The organism is Enterovibrio paralichthyis (genome assembly GCF_019209835.1).
In the GTDB taxonomy this organism is placed as follows: domain Bacteria; phylum Pseudomonadota; class Gammaproteobacteria; order Enterobacterales; family Vibrionaceae; genus Enterovibrio; species Enterovibrio paralichthyis.
Window position 1 is genome coordinate 1 of the sequence record NZ_JAHUTS010000054.1, and the last position, 3,871, is coordinate 3,871.

The following is a 3,871-nucleotide window of genomic DNA, read 5'->3' on the forward strand; positions in this document are numbered from 1 at the left end:
AATTTCGTTTTTGATGGCCATATCAGGGCTGTTCCGTATTAAATGTACGATATTTACCTAATTTGCCACACTTATAAGTAGTAACCCACCTCCGCAGCCATTTATTGGTGTGGTCTACAGAGGATTAAGTCTTTTTAGAGGGGAAAATCCCTAGAACCCCATCTCCAAACATATCAAGCGTGTCTGTATCCCACTCTATTGTAAACAAGACATTTTTATCTTTTATATTCAATGGCTTATTTTCCTGCTAATTGGTAATACCATGAAAAATACCATGCTCAGAAAAGGCTTAACAATATTTTGAAAAATTGCCTACTGAGCGCTGCCGCACAGCTCCATAGGCCGCTTTCCTGGCTTTGCTTCCAGATGTATGCTATTCTGCTCCTGCAGCTAATGGATCACCGCAAACAGGTTACTCGCCTGGGGATTCCCTTTCGACCCGAGCATCCGTATGAGACTCATGCTCGATTATTATTATTATAGAAGCCCCCATGAATAAATCGCTCATCATTTTCGGCATCGTCAACATAACCTCGGACAGTTTCTCCGATGGAGGCCGGTATCTGGCGCCAGACGCAGCCATTGCGCAGGCGCGTAAGCTGATGGCCGAGGGGGCAGATGTGATCGACCTCGGTCCGGCATCCAGCAATCCCGACGCCGCGCCTGTTTCGTCCGACACAGAAATCGCGCGTATCGCGCCGGTGCTGGACGCGCTCAAGGCAGATGGCATTCCCGTCTCGCTCGACAGTTATCAACCCGCGACGCAAGCCTATGCCTTGTCGCGTGGTGTGGCCTATCTCAATGATATTCGCGGTTTTCCAGACGCTGCGTTCTATCCGCAATTGGCGAAATCATCTGCCAAACTCGTCGTTATGCATTCGGTGCAAGACGGGCAGGCAGATCGGCGCGAGGCACCCGCTGGCGACATCATGGATCACATTGCGGCGTTCTTTGACGCGCGCATCGCGGCGCTGACGGGTGCCGGTATCAAACGCAACCGCCTTGTCCTTGATCCCGGCATGGGGTTTTTTCTGGGGGCTGCTCCCGAAACCTCGCTCTCGGTGCTGGCGCGGTTCGATGAATTGCGGCTGCGCTTCGATTTGCCGGTGCTTCTGTCTGTTTCGCGCAAATCCTTTCTGCGCGCGCTCACAGGCCGTGGTCCGGGGGATGTCGGGGCCGCGACACTCGCTGCAGAGCTTGCCGCCGCCGCAGGTGGAGCTGACTTCATCCGCACACACGAGCCGCGCCCCTTGCGCGACGGGCTGGCGGTATTGGCGGCGCTGAAAGAAACCGCAAGAATTCGTTAACTGCACATTCGGGATATTTCTCTATATTCGCGGTTCAGCAGGCATGTCCCCTTTGAGGGCGACCCGAGTTCATGTTAGCTGCTGGGCTTAATTTTGATAAAATAGCTTATTTTTTGAGATAATAATTTGTACTTTTGTGGCTTCACTTCCAAAAAGTATACAACACGTGGCAAAGCCTTGGATTAAATAATTATTAGGGTAATTCTCTTCAAAACCCACTTTTATGGTATAGTACTCTATTAGTATTATGCTACAATTATTTTGTTGTATAATTTAATCAAGTTTTTATGGAAAACCGTAAATGGTTTAAGACCTATATGTTTATATGGGCTGGACAGTTTGCTTCAATGCTTACAAGTTATGCTGTTCAGTTTGCTATTGTTATATGGCTTAGTCTGGAGTACAAGTCAGCCGAAGTTTTAGCCTACGCAGGAATAGCAGCTATGTTGCCTCAAGCATTGATAGGCTTAATAGCAGGTGTATATGTTGACCGTCTCAATCGTAAATATGTAATGATTTTTTCGGATGCTTTTATAGCTCTCTGTGCCCTTTTGTTACTCGTCATTTTACAAAATGAAAATGTTAATCTTATATGGATATACATTTTATTGGGTTTACGCTCTGTTGGTAATGCTTTTCACGCTCCGGCACTACAGGCAATTGCTCCGCTGATTGTACCCCAAAATGAATTGATAAAGGTAGCAGGAATTAATCAGGTGTTACATTCGGTTTGCAGGATTGGTGGTCCTGCCATTGGCACATTAGCCATTGCTTATCTTCCTATTTCAAAAGTATTGTACTTGGATTTGATTGGAGCATTGCTGGCTATTCTTTCACTCGTGATGGTGAAAATTCCCAATGTGGTTGCGAAGTCAAAATCGTCTGCACATTCTATTGCTACAGAATTTTCGGAAGGGTTTCAGACTGTTTCAAAAAACAAAGGTTTGCGTTATCTTTTTCTTTATGCAATGGCGATAACCTTTGTTATAATGCCAGCTGCCATTATGTTTCCGTTGCTCACAACAGGGCATTTTGCAGGAGGAAAATGGGAGATAGGAATTGTAGAAGTGGTTTGGGGCGGAGGTATGCTTATTGGCGGTGTCATCCTGAGTATTTTCAAATTGAAAGGCTCAAAAGTAGTCGCAGTCAATGTTATGTATGTATTATTGGGACTTACATTTATTTTGAGTGGTGTATTACCTGCAAGTTGGTTTGTAGGATTTGTGATGGTAACAGCCATTGGCGGTATCAGCCTGTCTGTTTTCAATGGCTGTTTTACAGCAATTGTACAAACAGAGGTAAGTCCTGAAAAATTAGGACGTGTATTTTCACTTTATTATAGTTTGGCAGTTTTGCCAAGTGTAATCGGTTTATTATTCACAGGCCTGATTGCAGAAGTTATTGGTGTAAACATTACGTTTATCATAAGCGGTTGTTTGGCAATCCTTGTGGGTATTCTTTCGTTTAGCACTCGCAACTTAATGCAATTAGGTAAAATCAAAAATATTTAAAAAAATGAAAAATAGAGATATTCAAAAATTAGCGGAAAGAAATGGGTTAATTCTTTCGGATGAAATGAGTTTTAATGAAATGGGAATTGATTTTAAGGTTGGTTTCGCTACAGATAGGGATGGCACAAAGTGGTTGTTGCGTATTCCAAGAAGAACAACCTTAGGCGAACAGATTGCGAATGAGAAACGCATTCTTCAATTGGTGTCGAAATACCTTTCGGTTCAAGTTCCTGATTGGCGTATAGCTAATGAAAAACTGGTAGCCTATCCTTTGCTCGATGGAAAACCTGCACTTACTTATGATGCGGAGACTTATGAAGTAACCTGGAATATGTCTAAAGAAAACGACCTTTATATACCATCATTAGCGAAAGCACTTATAGAACTTCATTCAATTCCTACGGAAGAAGTACTTCGTAATAATCTAAAAATTTTGACACCTGAACAGGTTAGAAATGAGATTTCTGAAAGATTGATTTTGGTGAAATCTGAATTAGGGATAAATGCCGAATTAGAACTTCGGTACCAAAAATGGCTGGATAATGATGCCTTATGGCCGAATTTTACAAAATTCATTCACGGTGATTTGTATGCAGGTCATACACTTACTCATCATAATGGAGAAGTTTGTGGAATTATTGATTGGTCAACTGCACAAGTCAGCGATATAGCACAAGATTTTTCAGGTCACGTTACTGTTTTCGGTGAAGAAAGTCTGAAAAATTTAATTGCGGCATACGAAAAACAAGGTGGAGAAGTATGGGATAAACTGTTTGAACAAGCAGTTGAACGAGCTGCTGCCGCACCTCTAGCTTATGGATATTTTGCTTTAGAAACACAAGATGAAATTCATCTTAGTTCTGCAAAATTACAGTTAGGTGTTGAGTAGATTTTTTTTAGTAGGGGCTGACACCTTAATCGGGTCAACGTATAGGAAGAATAAACGCCCTTTTCACCCAAGTCCAACAGCTTTGGACCGCAGTTGACTCTTTCGACACCCCTGCGATGCAACCCAATCCGGCTGACGGGGAGCCAGCAACGCTGAAAATTTAC

Annotated in this window: 3 protein-coding genes; all 3 read left to right on the forward strand. The window is 43.3% G+C overall.

Going from position 1 to position 3,871, the window contains the following annotated elements; translation table 11 throughout:
• The first annotated feature begins 491 nt into the window (after positions 1-491).
• The 3 genes from sul2 (at position 492) to KU854_RS24585 (ending at position 3,707) form a co-directional block, all read left to right on the forward strand.
• The gene (sul2, locus tag KU854_RS24575; protein WP_001043260.1) at positions 492-1,307 is read left to right on the forward strand and encodes a sulfonamide-resistant dihydropteroate synthase Sul2; all 816 of its coding nucleotides are present in this window, start codon (positions 492-494) and stop codon (positions 1,305-1,307) included.
• Between the two features lie 287 nt (positions 1,308-1,594).
• Complete coding sequence (gene mef(C) / locus KU854_RS24580; protein ID WP_014386804.1) at positions 1,595-2,818, forward strand: macrolide efflux MFS transporter Mef(C); 1,224 nt, start codon at positions 1,595-1,597, stop codon at positions 2,816-2,818.
• A 4-nt stretch (positions 2,819-2,822) separates the two neighbouring features.
• Positions 2,823-3,707 (forward strand): Mph(G) family macrolide 2'-phosphotransferase, encoded by an 885-nt coding sequence (locus tag KU854_RS24585; protein ID WP_014386803.1) that lies wholly within the window; start codon positions 2,823-2,825, stop codon positions 3,705-3,707.
• Positions 3,708-3,871: the final 164 nt, after the last annotated feature.

Excerpts from the sequence above, each read along its gene's own strand:
- sul2 (WP_001043260.1), top strand. The coding sequence starts at position 492 with ATGAATAAATCGCTCATCATTTTCGGCATCGTCAACATAACCTCGGAC.
- KU854_RS24585 (WP_014386803.1), top strand. The coding sequence starts at position 2,823 with ATGAAAAATAGAGATATTCAAAAATTAGCGGAAAGAAATGGGTTAATT.